The sequence below is a fragment of the Brevibacillus sp. MS2.2 genome (assembly GCF_013284345.1).
In the GTDB taxonomy this organism is placed as follows: Bacteria; Bacillota; Bacilli; order Brevibacillales; family Brevibacillaceae; genus Brevibacillus; species Brevibacillus brevis_C.
On sequence record NZ_JABSUZ010000007.1, the window covers coordinates 26,672 to 42,625 of the forward strand.

A 15,954-nucleotide genomic window follows, 5' to 3' on the forward strand; every position below is an offset into this window, starting at 1 on the left:
CAGCAACGTACCAACGACTTATTTCTAAATGAATCAGATAGAATCATTCGTTATACACTACATCAAACAGGTACGATTGGTGGACATTCACTACCCATTTACCAAATCAAAAAAATGAGGTATTCTTGTCCATATGCAATCCTTTCATTGGAATCGGACAGGACTTCCTGGCCTCACCAATGTAAAGGATTTTTTGCCCCTTATAGGAAGTGTCTGAATGATCGTAGTAGATGAACCTTCATTAATTTTGTTTTAACGTAGTTCGAAGTCGGTAACTGATGAGAGATGATGAGAAACGATGCGGATCGATCAGCATATATTGCAAGCTTTTTTACAGGAAGTTCAAGTGGAGAGTCTGTCACCGGATGACCCAGTCGTCGTGCACCACACGCCGTACCCGTGGGAGCTGGTCGGTACCGGCAATTATGCTGCCGTATTTGCCCACCCGGACTATCCGAAGGTAGTGATCAAGCTGTACGCACCTGGAAGACCAGGAGCCGAACAGGAAATCGAAGTCTATCGCAAGCTTGGGGAGACTCGTTCCTTCCCCATCTGTTATGATTATGGGGAAGGATACTTGGTCATTACGCGGATGAACGGTATCCCCCTGTTTGACTGTGTTCGCTTTGGTATTCCGATTCCTCCGCAGGTGATTGAAGACGTGGAGGAAGCGCTAGAAGAGGCGCGCAGGAAGGGGTTGTTTCCGCACGATGTCCATGGGAAAAATGTGTTAATGGATCAGGGACGAGGTTATCTGATTGACGTATCGGATTACTATGTCAATGATACAGACACGAAATGGCGTGATTTACGCAAGGCGTATTACAAGGTGTATCTGCCATTTATCAAGGATCGTGGATGGAAAATCCCATTGTGGATGCTGGAAGGCGTACGCAAAGGCTATCGACTGTACAAAAAAGGAAAGCGCTTGTTCACCTAGGCTGTCTCTGGTAAAATGATCATTTGACATTGTGTTTGTACAGTTGCTGGTCGAAGCAGAATAAGGAGGACATTCCATTGTTGTACTATCTCATTGCGGCAGTAATTATTGCGCTTGATCAGTTTACAAAGTATTTAGTCGTGAAGTATATGGAATTGGGAGAATCCATTCCTTTGATCGCGGACGTATTTCATCTAACTTCCCATCGAAACATGGGAGCGGCGTTTGGCATCCTGCAAAATCGACGTTGGTTTTTTATTGTCATCACCACTATCGTTGTGATTGGGATTGTTATTTCCTTGATTCGCTTGGGAAAAAAACAACCTCGTGCATCGTTGGCGCTGTCATTGGTCTTGGGTGGAGCCGTCGGGAATTTCATTGATCGTGCGATGACCGGTCAAGTTGTAGATTTTCTCGATTTTACGTTGATTAACTTCCCGATCTTTAACGTGGCTGATATGGCCATCACGATTGGTGTGGGGATTTTGCTTCTCGATGTTTTTCTGGATGGGAAGAAAAACAGATAGTCATGAGAATAATAGTGGGAAAGCTCGGATAGGTGGAGAACATACATGAATGACACGCAATTATTTGAACGTTACGATTGGACGGTAGAGCCAGCAGATACGAGCGAGCGCATCGACAAGTTTATCACGCTGCAAAATGAAGATTGGTCCCGTTCACAGGTGCAGGCTTGGGTGAAGGAAGGCCGTGTCACTGTAAATGGTGAACCGATCAAAAACAACTACAAGCTACAGGCAGAGGACGAAGTGACCCTCCGTGTTCCGCCGCCAAAAGAAATGGCGATCCAGCCAGAAGAGATGTCGCTTGATATTGTATACGAGGATAGCGATGTCGTGGTCGTGAATAAACCACGTGGTCTCGTTGTGCATCCTGCTCCTGGTCATTACAGTGGGACACTCGTTAATGGACTTTTGGCTCATTGCAAGGATTTGTCCGGAATCAATGGCGTTTTGCGTCCGGGAATTGTGCATCGCATTGACAAGGATACATCCGGCCTGTTGATGGTAGCCAAAAACGACAAGGCACACATGGGTTTGGCTGAACAATTGAAAGCACATACGGTAAACCGGAAGTATGTCGCGATTGTTCATGGTGTCATCCCGCATGAAATGGGAACGATTGAAGCGCCGATCGGGCGCGATCCGAAAAATCGCCAGCAAATGGCCGTCGTCTTTGAAAACAGCAAGCCGGCTGTTACGCATTTTATCGTGCTGGAGCGTTTCAAGGAGTACACGTTGGTGGAATTGAAACTCGAAACAGGACGTACCCATCAAATTCGCGTACACATGAAGTACATTGGCTATCCACTGGCGGGCGATCCGAAATACGGTCCGAAAAATACGTTGGAGCTCGATGGACAAGCTCTGCATGCGAAAACACTGGGCTTCATCCATCCCCGTAGCGGAGAACAGCTCGAGTTTGAAGCGCCAATGCCGAAGGAAATGCTTGACGTCATCGAAGTTCTCAGACAAGCGTAAGAGAACAGGAGGAATAGCCGTGCTAAAAAGATTAGCGCATGTGACGCTGTACGTTCACGATTGTGAAGAGGCATTGCGGTTTTACACGGAAAAACTCGGTTTTGAAAAACGCATGGATTCTCGTATGGATGATGGTTCTCGGTGGCTCACTGTCGGTCTTCCAGGGGAGGAGATAGAGATCGTATTGCATGACCCTACCCATTGGCATCGGGAAGACGTTGCGCAGGAAATGCTTCGTCAGGTCGGCAAAAATCCAATGTGGGTTTGGCAGACGGATGATTTTGGGTCTACATACGAAACACTGCGTCAACGCGGCGTGAAGTTTGTGAGTGAACCAACCGAAGTGATGTATGGCATTGAAGTTGTTTTCGAGGATCTATATGGCAATCGTTTTTTGTTGTTGCAGCCAGTCTTCCTATGACACTTACATAATGGCAGTTGGATTGGAAAACGCTAGTAGAGAGCTTATTACTTTCTTCTGGCGTTTTTTTATCATTCAATAGAGCGTGTAAGGAGTGAATGCCTGTGAACGGAAAATGGGGGAAGCTGATCAGCCTTTTTGTCCTTTTGACTGTACTTGTCACAGCAAACGGTGAAGCAAAGGTGGTAGCCCAAAGCCAACAGCCAGAGCGTGTGAACAAGGCAATAAGCGTGCCGGCAAAAATTGCATTTACGAGCAACCAGCATTTGTTTTTGGTGGATGGACGGGATGCGACAGGAAAGGTAAGGCAAATCACCAAGGACGGCTATGCACAGATCGTAGGCTGGTCGTCAGATGGCAAGTGGCTCCTGTTCGTAAAATACAAAGGCAACGACAATTACTCGACACCAGGCTACGTGTGGATCGTCAGAGCTGACGGCAGCCAAGCTGTGCAGGTAGACGAGCGAGCGGTTTTTGAAACGCCAAAATGGTCCCCGAAAGCGAACAAGCTAGCGTACATGGTAAATATCGGTAGTAATGAAGCGCCAAGACCATTGCTGATAGTAAAAGACGTCCATGAGCAGGGAGAATTAGCCTTGCAAAGTACAACGAAGGCTGATTTCGCAGATTTTGCCTGGATGCCAGGTGGGGAAACCATGCTTGTCTCGCTACCTGCCGAAAAAAATAAGCCGATGACGCTGGCCTTGCGCACGCTTGCAGGTAAAACGTTGGCTGCCTACCCGCTTGCAGAACCGCCAAAAGTGGAGGAAGGTATCTACCCATGGGCAGCGACAGGCTTACAAGTATCCCCGGATGGGAAGGCTGTGGCCTACTTTGTCCGGTATAATTCCGGCTCCTTGTCTGCTGATGGCGTACCTATTCAACAGTTTGATTTGACACAGCCTGCCAAAAAGCCAATAGTGCTCGGTACTGGATTGGCTTATCCTGATTGGCTTGCCTGGACACCAAATGGCGAACAGCTCGCTTTTGTCGATGGCACTGACCGAATCGCCACGACTAACAAGCAGGTGAAGCTGGCCGATCGAGCAGGAAAGGTCAAAACAGTCAGCCCTGGTCCAGTGGTGGTAGACACTTATCCGGTATGGATTCCAAAAGCTCCGTACACGCTGCTTTTCACTAGAGGCTTGGCTACAGCGTATTCGTATGATCCCAAAAAGGTCATGGTACCGGAACAAGGTATCTGGCGACGGTCCGCAGGTGGAGCAGAGCAGCAGGTGACAAAAGGGGAAGCGCATACAGCAGACTACTATCCTGCACCGTCTCCAGATGGGAAACTGCTACTTTTCTTGCGTTTGGATCGAGCGGAGCATGGCTCCCTGTTTATCCAAGGAATTGGCGAGGATGCGGACAAACAAGTCGAGCTGATCAAAGACATTACAGGAGACATTGGGTATTATGCGAATTACTTGCCACCCTGGGTCAGCGTCTATTGGGAATAGTTAGACTTTTTCGGGCTGCATTGACACCCGTCCAGAATCGTGACATAATTCTACATGACGAATGGAACCTTTAAATCCAGTCCAGTGAGGCTGGCAAGGGCACGGAATGACAAACAGGCGGGACTCTTACAGTCCGGTCAGTTTGTCCGAGGGCTTCTTGTCTCCTGACAAGGAGCCTTTTTTCGTAAGGTCCACTGTTCCCGTCGAGAAGGGGGATATTGAGATGATCAACAAAAGCGTCATTATGGATGAAGCGGCAATCCGCCGCGCGCTCACTCGAATCGCACATGAAATTATCGAGCGAAACAAAGGCGTCGAGGATCTCATTATCGTGGGTATTAAGACCAGAGGGATCTACCTCGCACAACGTCTTGTGGAAAGAATCGAAATGATTGAAAATGTGAAAGTCCCAGTCGGTGAGCTGGACATTACGTTCTATCGTGACGATCTGCAACACAAGTCCGAAGATGCCATTTTGCAAGGCTCCAAGCTCCCGGATCAAATCACAGGCAAGACTGTGATTCTGGTGGATGATGTTCTCTACACAGGAAGAACCGTGCGTGCCGCATTGGATGCACTGATTGACAACGGTCGCCCACGAATGATTCAACTGGCTGTTCTGGTTGATCGCGGTCACCGCGAACTGCCAATTCGCCCTGATTTCGTCGGAAAAAACCTCCCAACTGCTCGAACGGAAATTGTCGATGTACAATTGGCAGAAGTGGACGTTATGGACATTGTGTCCATCCGACAGCTACTGTAAAAATAAAATATCTCCTCTTTAAAAACGATCCCGTGAGGTCGGCAAGAGGCAAGAAACTTCCCATGAGCATGGCGAAGCTAGCCTCTTTGTGTCCGCACAAAGAGGTTTTTTGTATAAAAAGAAGCTTTTTGAATGAAAGAAACAACACAGGGGGCATACAGGCATGAGCCAAAAAAATTACATCGATGTAGACGAAACACCACATATTTCGCGATTGCTGCCACTTAGTATTCAACATTTGTTTGCGATGTTCGGCTCGACTGTACTCGTACCGATCTTGACGGGTCTGGATGTTGCAACCGCCCTCTTGGCGAGCGGGATCGGGACACTCCTGTTCCTGTGGATCACCAAAGGAAAGCTTCCGAACTATCTTGGTTCTTCCTTCGCCTTCATTGGTCCGATTATCGTCGTGAGTCAATCGCATGGCGTAGGGACGGCACTCTTAGGCTGCTTCCTTTCCGGGATTGTGTACATCATCGTCGCCGGGATCGTGAAGAAGGCAGGAGTCAAATGGCTCGATCGGGTACTGCCACCAGTTGTCATCGCATCCGTCATCGTTGTGATCGGTCTGAGCCTGGCTGGTGTAGCAGTAGACATGGCAACGAAAGTCACTGTAGACGGTCAATCGCAAATGTCACTGACTTCCATTGAAATCTCGCTCGTTACTGTGGTCATAACAGTTCTTGCAGCGGTCATGTTGCGCGGTTTCCTTGGTCTTATCCCAATCTTGATCGGAATGGTTTCAGGTTATGTATACACACTGCTGCGTCACCCTGATCTGATTCATTTTCAAACAGTGAAAGATGCTCCTTGGGTTGTTGGATTCAGTGAAATGTTTACCTCCCACTTCAAATTCGCAGAGGTGACGAGTGCAATGGCGAATCCGAGCGCATGGATCGCTGCCCTGGTTATCGCACCAGTCGCTTTCGTCACACTGGCGGAGCATCTGGGTCACTTACTGGTAACGAGTAAAGTTATGGATCGTGATTTGATGAAAGACCCTGGACTGCACCGCAGCTTACTTGGGGATGGGGTTGCAACATCACTCGCTGCGATTATGGGCGGTCCACCTGCAACGACGTACGGTGAGAACATCGGAGTCCTTGCGATTACAAAGGTATACAGCCGCGTCGTCATCGGTTTCGCAGCCGTTCTCGCGATTATGTTTGCCTTCGCAGGTAAGGTCAGTGCCTTCTTGATGACGATCCCAACACCGGTACTTGGCGGTGTCTCCATCATCCTGTTCGGTATCATCGCGGCACAAGGCTTGCGGATGTACGTCGAGCACAAAGTGAATTTTGCAGACAAGCGCAACATGATTCTCGCAGCGGTCATCCTGGTGACGGGAATCGGCGGATACAAAATCAGTTTTGCAGGTACAGGTATCGCTTTCCTGAACGATCTGACCATCGATAATATCGCTCTCTCTACCTTCCTGGGAATCATTCTGCACCTGATCCTTCCAGGAAAAGAGTCTGCGATGGGAGATGCGCACCGCGAAGAACAAAAACAAATAGCCTAAACGTTCCCAATCCTTTAAATCCAGTCCAGAGAGGCTGGCAAGGCAAAGAACGCTGTTTTGGCTGCCCAAAAAAGGCACTCAACCAGCTTCTTGTCTCGCTTGCCTCCAGATGCAAAGCGATGCCAAGAAGCTTTTTCTTTTAACATGAAAGAATCGGAGGGATTCATGATGAAAAATGTAGCGCACCTGATTGGCCTCAAAGACTTATCGAAAGAACAGATCATCCAGCTCCTCGAGCGAGCAGAGTATTGGGCTGCCAGACCAACTGAGCAAGCGGATATCCTGCGCGGACGGTTTGTCGCGAATCTGTTCTTCGAGGCCAGCACCAGAACTCGCTTCTCTTTTGAAGTAGCACAAAAGCGACTGGGCGCACATGTTTTGAACTTCATACCGGAAACCTCCTCTACCGTAAAAGGCGAAACGGTCTATGACACGATCCGCACCTTGGAAGCAATGGGCGTGGAAGCAGCCGTGATCCGCACCAAGAAGGAAGGCCTGCTGCAAGAGTTAGCTGAAAGCGTAGACCTGAAGCTGATCAACGCAGGGGATGGAACGAATGAGCACCCGACTCAATGCCTGCTCGATCTTTTGACCATGAAAAGGCAGTTTGGCAAGCTCTCTGGTCTCACGGTAGCGATCATCGGAGACCTGCGCCACAGCCGCGTGCTTGGTTCTCACCTGCATGCGTTGCCGAAGCTCGGCGTGAATCTGCTGCTCTCAGGCCCAGCTACGATGATGCCAGCACATATCCCGCAAGGTGTCAAAATCGTGGAAATGGAAGAAGCGGTTCAAACCGCAGATGTGGTCATGATGCTGCGCGTTCAACTGGAGCGCCATGCGGAGTCCCTCTACTTATCGAAGGAAGAGTACCACAAGGCACACGGGCTCACTCTGGAAAGAGCCAAAATGATGAAGTCCGGCGCAGTGATCATGCATCCGGCACCCGTCAATCGCGGGGTTGAGATTCATACCGATTTGGTAGAATGCGAAACGTCCTTGATCCAAACCCAAGTGACCAACGGAGTCGCAGCAAGAATGGCAGTTCTAGAAACTCTTTTGAAAGGGAGCGAAATGACATGGGAATCATCCTTGGCAACGGCAACGTACTAAATCAGGCGGGGGAACTCACCCCGATGGAAATATTGGTGGAAAAGGGAAGAATCACAGCGATGGGGGAAACGCTCGATCGCTGTGGGCATGAATGGATCGATTGCCATGGCGGTATGATTAGCGCGGGTCTCATCGATGTCCACGTACATCTGCGTGAGCCAGGCTTTGAACATAAAGAAACGATCGAAACAGGGGCAAAAGCAGCGGTACAAGGCGGGTTTACAACAGTAGCATGCATGCCGAACACACGACCTTCCATCGACAGTGTCGAGACAGTGACCTACATTTTGGACAAAGCGAGCGAGGCTGGTATGGCGCGCGTGATCCCGTATGGTGCGATCACTGTTCGCCAATTGGGAAAAGAACTGACGGATTTCGCTGGGTTAAAAGAAGCAGGAATCTTCGCGCTGACAGATGATGGTGTGGGTGTGCAATCAACAGCGATGATGAAAACGGCCATGCAAAAAGCAGCAGAGCTCGGTATCGCAATTGTCGCTCACTGTGAAGACGAAGACCTGTTGATCCCTGGAGCAGCTTTGCATGACGGGGTGGTAGCAGCTCGACACGGTCTCCCTGGAATTCCTTCTGAGTCAGAATCCATCCATGTTGGTCGCGATATCTTGCTGGCAGAACAGACAGGTGTGCACTACCACGTATGCCACATCAGCGCGAAAGAGTCGGTGCGTCTGGTACGAGACGGGAAACGCGCTGGCGTAAATGTAACGTGTGAAGTCAGTCCGCACCACCTCTTGCTGTGCGATGAGGATATCCCGGACAATCTGGATACGAATTGGAAAATGAACCCGCCGCTGCGCTCTCGAGAGGATCGCGCTGCACTGATTGCGGGATTGAAAGACGGCACCATCGATATGATCGCCACAGACCATGCTCCACACACCCAAGAGGAAAAAGCAAACGGGATAAACCGCGCACCATTCGGAATCGTCGGATTGGAGACAGCATTCCCGCTCCTCTACACAAATCTCGTTCAAACGGGAGAGCTGACCTTGAAGAAGCTGGTTGAACTATTGACCGTGAAGCCAGCAGAAGCATTCAAACTGCCATACGGACGCCTGGAAGTAGGCGCACCAGCAGACCTGACTGTGATTGATCTGGAAACGGAAAAAACAATTGACCCAAGCACATTCGCAAGTAAAGGAATCAACACACCATTTGCAGGCTGGGCATGCAAAGGCTGGCCGACCCTGACGCTGGTAGATGGGAAGATCGTATATCAAAACGTGTAAAAACGACGGACAGACAAGACAAAAGTTTTTACACGACATTGGAGGAGGAGCATAGATGCGTGCAAGATTGATCTTGGAAGACGGAACAGAATTTATCGGGACGGCATTTGGAGCGACAAAGGAGTCCTACGGGGAAGTGGTTTTCAATACAGGGCTGACTGGCTATCAGGAGGTTTTGTCCGACCCATCCTACTGCGGACAGATTGTCACCATGACATACCCGCTGATCGGAAATTACGGGATCAATCGAGACGACTTTGAAGCTGTTCGTCCATACATTCACGGCTTCGTTGTTCGCGAGCATTGCGAAGCACCGAGCAACTGGCGCAATACGAACACACTCGATGAACTGCTGAAAACATACGACATCCCGGGGATTGCGGGAGTCGACACTCGAATGCTGACGAGAAAAATCCGTTACCACGGCACGATGAAGGGTATGATTACAACCAGTGAAGCCCCATTGACTGAATTGGTTGCTGCCCTAAACGGCACGACATTGATGACAGACCAAGTATCACGCGTTTCTACGAAAAGCGTCTTTAGCTGTCCAGGAACAGGTCATCGGGTAGTGCTGGTAGACTTCGGAGCCAAGCACGGGATTTTGCGCGAGTTGACCAAGCGCAACTGCGACGTAGTCGTCGTGCCTTACAATGTGACAGCAGAAGAAATTCGCCGCATTCAGCCGGACGGGATACTCTTGTCCAATGGCCCTGGGGACCCGAAGGACGTACCGCAAGCCGTCGAGATGATTCGCGAAATCTTGGGTGAATATCCTCTGTTCGGAATTTGCCTCGGTCACCAGTTGTTTGCACTAGCATCTGGCGCTGACACGACGAAAATGAAATTCGGACACCGTGGCGGCAATCATCCGGTAAAAGAGCTGCCAACCGGACGCACATATATCACATCCCAGAACCACAGCTATGCAGTCAAAGAAGACTCACTGGCAAGCACGGAACTGGAAGTTACACATATCGCACTGAATGATGGCACCGTCGAAGGCGTACGTCATGCAGCGAAGAATGCATTCTCAGTACAGTACCATCCAGAAGCAGCTCCAGGACCGTATGATTCCGGCTACCTGTTCGACCAGTTTCTTGCGATGATGGAAACCGCTAAGGAGGAAAAAACTCATGCCAAAACAAGATAATCTGAAAAAAATCCTCGTAATCGGCTCTGGACCTATCGTCATCGGGCAGGCTGCAGAATTTGACTATGCAGGCACGCAAGCATGTGAAGCATTAAAAGAAGAGGGCATGGAGGTAGTGCTGATCAACTCCAACCCGGCGACTATCATGACCGATACTAACATGGCGGACAAAGTGTATATCGAACCGATCACACCTGAATTCGTAGCGCGAGTCATTCGCCAAGAAAAGCCGGACGGACTACTGCCTACGCTTGGGGGTCAAACAGGTTTGAACATGGCTGTTGCCCTCTCAGAAGCAGGCGTTCTCGAGCAAGAAAATGTAAAGCTGCTCGGTACCAAGCTGGAATCGATCAAGCAAGCAGAAGACCGCGACTTGTTCCGCTCCCTCATGAATGAGCTGGGCGAGCCAGTACCTGAATCAGTCATCGTGAGCACGGTAGAAGAAGCTGTCGATTTTGCAAACGAAATCGGTTATCCCATCATCGTTCGTCCTGCCTACACCTTGGGTGGTACAGGCGGCGGAATTTGTGATGATGAAGAAACCCTCCGCGAGATCGTCGCAAGCGGATTGAAATACTCCCCGATTACGCAATGCTTGATCGAGAAAAGCATTGCTGGTATGAAAGAAATCGAGTACGAAGTGATGCGGGATGCAAACGATAACTGCATCGTCGTCTGCAACATGGAAAACATCGACCCAGTCGGCGTGCATACAGGTGACTCCATCGTAGTAGCGCCTAGCCAAACACTGGCTGATCGCGAATATCAAATGCTGCGCACATCCGCACTGAACATCATCCGGGCGCTCGGTATCGAGGGTGGCTGCAACGTACAATACGCACTCGACCCGCACAGCTTCCAGTACTACGTGATCGAAGTGAACCCGCGTGTGAGCCGCTCTTCTGCACTGGCTTCCAAGGCAACTGGCTATCCAATCGCAAAAATGGCAGCAAAAATCGCAATCGGCTACACGTTGGATGAACTGAAAAATCCGGTGACAGGCCAAACATACGCATGCTTCGAGCCAACATTGGACTACATCGTCAGCAAAATCCCACGCTGGCCGTTCGACAAGTTCCAATCCGCGAACCGCAAGCTCGGTACGCAAATGAAGGCAACTGGAGAAGTCATGGCAATCGGTCGGACTTTTGAAGAATCGATCATGAAAGCCATCCGTTCCTTGGAAATCGGCAGCTATCACATCGAGATCAAGGGAGCAGACGAAATCAGCGAGGAAGATTTGAAAGCACGACTGGTGCACGCGGATGACGAACGCCTCTTCCTGCTGGCAGAAGCACTGCGCCGTGGCTGGACGATCGAACAACTGCACAACCTGACCAAGATCGATCTGTTCTTCCTGCACAAGTTCCATAAAATGATTGCCTTTGAAGCGGAACTGGCAAAAGGCTTGACGAGCGAAAAGCTGTACGAAGCAAAACGCATGGGCTTCACGGACCGCAAAATTGCCGAGCTATGCGGTGAGACAGAAGAAGCGGTACACGCCATGCGCAAAGAAAAAGGCTTTGTACCTGTATATAAAATGGTAGATACTTGCGCGGCAGAATTCGAAGCGCAAACACCGTACTACTACTCCGCGTATGAAGTAGAAGACGAGCGCATCGAGACTGGCAAGAAGCGCGTGGTCGTGCTGGGCTCCGGACCAATCCGCATCGGTCAAGGCATCGAGTTTGACTATGCGACTGTCCACGCTGTCTGGGCACTGAGAGAAGCGGGCTATGAGGCAGTGATCATCAACAACAACCCGGAGACGGTTTCTACAGACTTCAACACTTCTGATCGCCTGTACTTCGAGCCGCTGTACATCGAAGACGTCATGAACATTCTCGATGTGGAAAAACCAGAGGGTGTCATCGTACAATTCGGCGGACAAACCGCGATCAATCTGGCTGACAAGCTGGCTGCACGCGGAATCAAAATCTTGGGTACGAGTCTGGAAAACATCGACGCAGCGGAAAATCGTGAGAAGTTCGAAGCGCTGCTGCGCGAGCTGGATATCGCCCAACCACCAGGCAAAACGGTTACGTCAGTCGAGCAGGCAGTCGTGGCAGCAGAAGGTCTTGGCTTCCCGGTACTGGTTCGCCCTTCCTACGTACTTGGCGGACGCGCGATGGAAATCGTCTACAACCAGTCCGAGCTGTTAGAGTACATGGAAAAAGCGGTGAAGGTAAATCCTGATCACCCTGTACTGGTAGACCGTTACATGGTCGGAGTAGAAGCGGAAGTCGATGCGATCTGCGACGGCGAAAACGTCCTGATTCCAGGCATTATGGAGCATATCGAACGCGCAGGGGTGCACTCCGGTGACTCTATCGCTGTATATCCTCCGCAATCCTTGTCCCAAGCGATCAAGGATGAGCTGATCGACATGACGACGAAGCTGGCGCGTGCCCTGCAAATCAAAGGCTTGCTCAACATCCAGTTCGTCATCTATAAAGACCGCCCATACGTAATCGAGGTCAATCCGCGTTCGTCCCGTACGGTGCCATTCCTCTCCAAAGTTACGGGGATTCCAATGGCGAACATCGCAACGAAAGCGATCCTTGGTCACTCTATCATCGATCAAGGCTTTACACCGGGCTACCATCCAGAGGAGTCGATGGTTTCTGTCAAAGTACCAGTCTTCTCCTTCGCAAAGCTGCGCCGTGTCGATATTACGCTCGGCCCTGAAATGAAATCGACCGGAGAAGTCATGGGACGCGAGAGCACACTGGCAAAAGCGTTGTACAAAGGCTTGGTTGCAGCAGGCATGAATATCCCGACACAAGGCACCTTGCTCGTGACAGTTGCTGATAAAGACAAGGAAGAAGCGCTAGACATCGTGAAACGCTTCCGCCACCTCGGCTTCAAGCTAATGGCGACCGCAGGCACAGCCGATTATTTGGAGCAAGCGGGACTGCAAGTCACACGCGTAAGCAAATTGTCCGAAGGCACGCCAAACCTGTTGGATGTCATCCATACAGGCGAAGCGAACATCGTGCTCAATACACTGACAAAAGGCAAAACACCGCAACGCGACGGCTTCCGCATTCGTCGGGAAGCAGTAGAGAACGGCGCCGTATGCTTGACTTCACTCGATACAGCTTCCGCTCTCCTGCACGTACTGGAGACGATCACATTCTCTACAGAAGCAATGCCAGCCCAGCGTGCTGGTGCCAAAGTGGCAGTAACCGTATAAAAGGGGGAGAGTAGCGTGCAACAACAACTTACCGATATTCGCGAACGCATGATTGTTGCGCTCGACTTTTCCACACTGGATGAAGTCAAGAAGTGCATCGAGCCTTTAGCGGGGCATATCCGCTATGTAAAAGTGGGGATGGAGCTCGCTTACGCAGAAGGGCCAGCGATCGTTTCCTTTCTGAAGGAAAAAGGACTTAACGTGTTCCTCGACTTGAAGGTTCATGATATTCCCAATACAGCGAAAGGCGCAATGAAAAGCCTGGCGCGTCTGGGAGCAGACATGGTAAACGTTCATGCGGCAGGCGGGGTATCCATGATGGCAGCAGCGAGAGAAGGTTTGGAGCAAGGGACAGCGGCAGGTGCTGCTCGTCCCCTCCTGATCGGTGTGACGATGCTGACATCCACTGGTTTGCAAACGATGAATCAAGAATTGGCGATTCCAGGTGCGGTAGAAGATGTTGTGGTGCACTATGCACGGATGACCAAGCAAGCTGGTTTGGATGGGGTCGTTGCTTCTCCACTTGAAGTACCGATGATCAAAAAAGCTGCTGGAGACGCTTTCGTAACCGTAACGCCAGGAATTCGTCCACTGGGAGCAGATCAAGGCGATCAGACGCGTATCACGACGCCAGAACAGGCATTCCGCTTGGGCAGTGATTACCTCGTGATCGGACGCGCCATTACGGGTGCAAAAGATCCGGTCGGGGTTTGGCAAAGTATCGTCGCAGCAGTGGAAAAAGATCGTTCGTAAAGTAGCCAGCTGGAGGGAATAAGGGAAATGACGACAATGACAACCGCTAAACAAATTGCAGCGAATCTTCTCGAAATCGGGGCAGTTCATCTGCGACCGGAGCAACCTTTTACATGGACGTCCGGGATCAAATCCCCGATCTACTGCGACAACCGGATCACGATGTCCTATCCGCATGTGCGCCGTGCCATTGCGAAAGCATTTGCCGATTTGATCAAGGAGCAGTACCCAGATGCGCAAGTCGTGGCGGGAACAGCGACTGCTGGTATTCCACATGCTGCCTGGGTGGCAGAGCTGCTTGATCTGCCTATGATCTACGTACGGGACAAGGCAAAAGGCCACGGTCGCCAAAATCAGATTGAGGGCGCATTAGCGGCTGGTCAAAAGGTAGTCGTGATTGAAGACCTGATTTCTACAGGAGGCAGCTCCTTGAAAGCAGCGCAAGCGGTGCAGGCTGATGGTGGAGAGGTACTTGGGGTCGTAGCCATTTTCAGCTACCAATTCCCGGATGCCCAAGCCTTGTTTGAGGAAGCAGGTATTCCTTGCTCCACCATATCGAATTACACAGCACTTTTGGAAGTAGCTTCAGAGCAAGGGGTTATTACGAGCGAACAGGAAAAAGTATTGGGCGAATGGCGGAAATCCCCGCGAACTTTTTTTGAAGCATAAGTGATACATGATGAAGAGTAGGGCGGCGGTCAGATCGTCCTACTCTTTTTTTGTTTCGTCGTGGATCACAATCTGGACCCCTTCGGATCGATAAAACTGGAGGATATCGTCGGCAGTCATTTCGAAATGGCCGAAATCCTCTGGAAACAGAATGCCGGGCACAACAGTTGCGTTTTCGCTTTGCCGAAGGATTGATTGTGCAAAAATGGCAGCTCCCAAAGCGGTCAGATGAGTCTGCCCTTTTGGATCAGTAATCTCGACTTGGCGTTTCACTTTTACGCCATGCAGATTGCGCCCATTTATTTGGATGACAACATGGTGAGGAGATCCTGCGCCTGGATTGTACAGTATTTTTTGACGTGTGCGCTTGCCGAGCAGATTCCATATCCGGCTTTTTACCAATGAAACGAGGGCAAAAGTAGACAGTTTATGGTCGAAGGCGATGCGAAAATCAGCGGTAGTTACGTTTTGGGCTTTCACGAGCGTCATGTGATCAGGTGTGTCAAGACGATAGCATTTCGTATGAAACCCATTGGGAAAGGTCACGGCTACCGGATCTGACATGGGTGTCACTTCTTTTACGCCAGTGGGTGTGGTGACAGTAAAAGGGATCGTCATTCGATCCATATAGTCGGTGGAATCTGGACCTGCTTTGTCTTGCAGGGAATAAAGGGCGTGAAGATGTATCTGGACATCTTGCAGGGTAGCTGTATGTATGCTTGCGAGAAGCGCTACAGTTCCCCCCATCCAACCTGAGGCGAGAGTGACTGGAGAGCCAAGGTTCTCATTCTTCAAGCGTTCGATCGATCGTGAAAATCGTTCTGTCCAACGTGTGACGTCAATCAGAGGAATCTGTCGGCGAACAGCAGCAAGCAGCAGTGTGTCATCAGGATCATTTACTGCACTAATGATCAAGGTCAAATCATCCGGAGCATGGGCGAGAGGATCGGATTTGGAGATGTCCAGAAGGAAAGGCTTTAGCCGAGTGGACGCAAAAGGCAAAGGCTTTCCCGCAGACCTTCCTCCCAGCAATAATTCGAGAGTAGGGTGACGATCATGCAGGATCTTGGCAATTTGGCTCCCAACTGTTCCGTAGCCGCCGACAATGAAAACTTTGGTAAGATTCATGAAAATCGCCCCTTTGATTAAATGTTTATTCGTTTAAGTTTATTAACGTATAGGTGTGAAAAACAGGGACACACTGTCCCTTTTCGTGAC

At 50.2% G+C, this 15,954-nt stretch carries 15 protein-coding genes; 13 read left to right on the forward strand and 2 right to left on the reverse strand.

The features are described 5' to 3' along the window. Positions 1 to 298 precede the first annotated feature (298 nt). From HP568_RS08070 to HP568_RS08100, 7 genes are all read left to right on the forward strand, one after another. Complete coding sequence (locus HP568_RS08070) at positions 299 to 940, forward strand: serine/threonine-protein kinase (RefSeq protein WP_048033700.1); 642 nt, start codon at positions 299 to 301, stop codon at positions 938 to 940. Positions 941 to 1,017: 77 nt separating this feature from the next. After that, positions 1,018 to 1,467 (forward strand): signal peptidase II, encoded by a 450-nt coding sequence (gene lspA / locus HP568_RS08075; protein WP_048033699.1) that lies wholly within the window; start codon positions 1,018 to 1,020, stop codon positions 1,465 to 1,467. A 45-nt stretch (positions 1,468 to 1,512) separates the two neighbouring features. Continuing rightward, positions 1,513 to 2,442, forward strand: coding sequence for an RluA family pseudouridine synthase (locus HP568_RS08080; protein WP_173628823.1), 930 nt, complete (start codon positions 1,513 to 1,515; stop codon positions 2,440 to 2,442). 19 nt (positions 2,443 to 2,461) lie between these two features. Next, the gene (locus HP568_RS08085) at positions 2,462 to 2,863 is read left to right on the forward strand and encodes a VOC family protein (protein WP_173628824.1); all 402 of its coding nucleotides are present in this window, start codon (positions 2,462 to 2,464) and stop codon (positions 2,861 to 2,863) included. 98 nt (positions 2,864 to 2,961) lie between these two features. After that, positions 2,962 to 4,323, forward strand: a complete 1,362-nt coding sequence (locus tag HP568_RS08090) for a TolB-like translocation protein (protein ID WP_173628825.1) — start codon at positions 2,962 to 2,964, stop codon at positions 4,321 to 4,323. A gap of 223 nt (positions 4,324 to 4,546) precedes the next feature. Beyond that, positions 4,547 to 5,086, forward strand: a complete 540-nt coding sequence (pyrR, locus tag HP568_RS08095; protein ID WP_007728461.1) for a bifunctional pyr operon transcriptional regulator/uracil phosphoribosyltransferase PyrR — start codon at positions 4,547 to 4,549, stop codon at positions 5,084 to 5,086. A gap of 163 nt (positions 5,087 to 5,249) precedes the next feature. Beyond that, entirely contained in the window at positions 5,250 to 6,608 is a 1,359-nt protein-coding gene (locus tag HP568_RS08100) for a solute carrier family 23 protein (RefSeq protein WP_056486154.1), read from the forward strand. A 14-nt stretch (positions 6,609 to 6,622) separates the two neighbouring features. On the opposite strand, the gene HP568_RS30000 is transcribed toward HP568_RS08100, so the two are convergent. Continuing rightward, positions 6,623 to 6,754 (reverse strand): hypothetical protein, encoded by a 132-nt coding sequence (locus tag HP568_RS30000; RefSeq protein WP_256434910.1) that lies wholly within the window; start codon positions 6,752 to 6,754, stop codon positions 6,623 to 6,625. Between the two features lie 22 nt (positions 6,755 to 6,776). On the opposite strand from HP568_RS30000, the gene HP568_RS08105 reads away from it, so the two are divergent. Genes HP568_RS08105 through pyrE form a run of 6 tightly spaced genes read left to right on the forward strand, consistent with a single transcriptional unit; the run spans position 6,777 to position 14,736 of the window. Next, on the forward strand, positions 6,777 to 7,718 hold the full coding sequence (locus tag HP568_RS08105) for an aspartate carbamoyltransferase catalytic subunit (RefSeq protein ID WP_048033695.1): 942 nt from the start codon (positions 6,777 to 6,779) through the stop codon (positions 7,716 to 7,718). Beyond that, positions 7,685 to 8,965, forward strand: coding sequence for a dihydroorotase (locus HP568_RS08110; protein WP_173628826.1), 1,281 nt, complete (start codon positions 7,685 to 7,687; stop codon positions 8,963 to 8,965). Before HP568_RS08105 ends, HP568_RS08110 begins: the two co-directional genes overlap by 34 nt. Positions 8,966 to 9,020: 55 nt before the next feature. Beyond that, on the forward strand, positions 9,021 to 10,118 hold the full coding sequence (locus HP568_RS08115; protein WP_048033693.1) for a carbamoyl phosphate synthase small subunit: 1,098 nt from the start codon (positions 9,021 to 9,023) through the stop codon (positions 10,116 to 10,118). Further along, positions 10,102 to 13,314: a carbamoyl-phosphate synthase large subunit gene (gene carB, locus HP568_RS08120; RefSeq protein WP_173628827.1), complete on the forward strand. Its 3,213-nt coding sequence runs from the start codon at positions 10,102 to 10,104 to the stop codon at positions 13,312 to 13,314. Before HP568_RS08115 ends, carB begins: the two co-directional genes overlap by 17 nt. 15 nt (positions 13,315 to 13,329) lie before the next feature. Next, on the forward strand, positions 13,330 to 14,067 hold the full coding sequence (gene pyrF, locus HP568_RS08125; protein ID WP_309142211.1) for an orotidine-5'-phosphate decarboxylase: 738 nt from the start codon (positions 13,330 to 13,332) through the stop codon (positions 14,065 to 14,067). A 27-nt stretch (positions 14,068 to 14,094) separates the two neighbouring features. After that, on the forward strand, positions 14,095 to 14,736 hold the full coding sequence (pyrE, locus tag HP568_RS08130) for an orotate phosphoribosyltransferase (RefSeq protein ID WP_048033690.1): 642 nt from the start codon (positions 14,095 to 14,097) through the stop codon (positions 14,734 to 14,736). Between the two features lie 39 nt (positions 14,737 to 14,775). Here the strand turns inward: pyrE and HP568_RS08135 are convergent, their stop codons facing one another. Beyond that, positions 14,776 to 15,864 (reverse strand): saccharopine dehydrogenase, encoded by a 1,089-nt coding sequence (locus tag HP568_RS08135; protein ID WP_173628828.1) that lies wholly within the window; start codon positions 15,862 to 15,864, stop codon positions 14,776 to 14,778. Positions 15,865 to 15,954: the final 90 nt, after the last annotated feature.

What these genes read in the sequence shown, in the direction of transcription:
- HP568_RS08070 (WP_048033700.1), top strand. Translation starts at nt 299, where the DNA reads ATGCGGATCGATCAGCATATATTGCAAGCTTTTTTACAGGAAGTTCAA.
- HP568_RS08080 (WP_173628823.1), top strand. Translation starts at nt 1,513, where the DNA reads ATGAATGACACGCAATTATTTGAACGTTACGATTGGACGGTAGAGCCA.
- HP568_RS08090 (WP_173628825.1), top strand. Translation starts at nt 2,962, where the DNA reads ATGCCTGTGAACGGAAAATGGGGGAAGCTGATCAGCCTTTTTGTCCTT.
- pyrR (WP_007728461.1), top strand. Translation starts at nt 4,547, where the DNA reads ATGATCAACAAAAGCGTCATTATGGATGAAGCGGCAATCCGCCGCGCG.
- HP568_RS08100 (WP_056486154.1), top strand. Translation starts at nt 5,250, where the DNA reads ATGAGCCAAAAAAATTACATCGATGTAGACGAAACACCACATATTTCG.
- HP568_RS30000 (WP_256434910.1), bottom strand. Translation starts at nt 6,754, where the DNA reads ATGTTAAAAGAAAAAGCTTCTTGGCATCGCTTTGCATCTGGAGGCAAG.
- HP568_RS08105 (WP_048033695.1), top strand. Translation starts at nt 6,777, where the DNA reads ATGAAAAATGTAGCGCACCTGATTGGCCTCAAAGACTTATCGAAAGAA.
- HP568_RS08110 (WP_173628826.1), top strand. Translation starts at nt 7,685, where the DNA reads ATGGGAATCATCCTTGGCAACGGCAACGTACTAAATCAGGCGGGGGAA.
- HP568_RS08115 (WP_048033693.1), top strand. Translation starts at nt 9,021, where the DNA reads ATGCGTGCAAGATTGATCTTGGAAGACGGAACAGAATTTATCGGGACG.
- carB (WP_173628827.1), top strand. Translation starts at nt 10,102, where the DNA reads ATGCCAAAACAAGATAATCTGAAAAAAATCCTCGTAATCGGCTCTGGA.
- pyrE (WP_048033690.1), top strand. Translation starts at nt 14,095, where the DNA reads ATGACGACAATGACAACCGCTAAACAAATTGCAGCGAATCTTCTCGAA.
- HP568_RS08135 (WP_173628828.1), bottom strand. Translation starts at nt 15,864, where the DNA reads ATGAATCTTACCAAAGTTTTCATTGTCGGCGGCTACGGAACAGTTGGG.